1 protein-coding gene and 1 pseudogene are annotated in these 708 nt (G+C 62.3%); both read right to left on the bottom strand.

Annotated elements, in window-relative coordinates; translation table 11 throughout:
- Positions 1–65: 65 nt before the first annotated feature.
- Positions 66–335 (bottom strand): annotated as a pseudogene (locus L3X40_RS22050) (DUF6927 domain-containing protein); the annotation flags it as partial.
- A 58-nt stretch (positions 336–393) separates the two neighbouring features.
- On the bottom strand, positions 394–708 hold a 315-nt coding region (locus tag L3X40_RS22045; protein WP_237367461.1), incomplete at its 5' end, for a zincin-like metallopeptidase domain-containing protein.

Raw genomic sequence — 708 nt, 5'->3', positions numbered from 1 at the left:
GCAGAGGCATTCTCAACTTACCTCATCATCACTGATACTCCATTTCAGCGCCGCAACGGCGCACTGTCCTTGTATCCAAATTGGTGGCCATCGCGCGAACGCGGGTTCCAGCGCACCAGGCAGACCACGGCAAAGACGCTCCCGGGAACGCCGCCGACCAGTTCCTGGGCCGCGGCGTAATAGGTGCGGTTTTTGGGACAGGAGGACGCCAGCACCCGGAGCCCGCGTGTGGTGCCGTCGTCGAGCGTGCGTTCATAGGTCAGTTGTGCGTCGAGATAGGATTTGGCGCTCTTGTGGCCTCCCATCGACGTGAAGGGCATGAAAAGCCATCCCATGGGTGATTGTCCTTTCTGATGTTGAGAAACTGGCGCCCGAGAGGGGCCGAGGCCGGCGTCAGGCAGCGAGCGCGGGTGCCGGCGCGTCATCCTCATGGCATTCGCTGTCAGCTGCGGCGCTGCCGAAACTCTTGAGGTAGGCGAAGGCCTGCTCCGCCTTGGCGGCGGCATGGATGATCGCGGTCTTGTCGCCGCGCAGGATGCCGAGCCAATGCCCGACATAGCTCGCATGGCTGTCGTGCAGCACATTCGGCAGACCGAGATCCGCGCAGCAGAGCCCCGCCCCGATTTCGGCAACATATCCTGACAGTCCAGCCAAAAACGGCGGTTGGAAGGTGAAATCCATCGGTGCCTCCAGCACTGCCCAAAACCC

The organism is Rhizorhapis sp. SPR117 (assembly GCF_021742065.1).
This window is presented reverse-complemented; position numbering and strand designations above follow the sequence as displayed.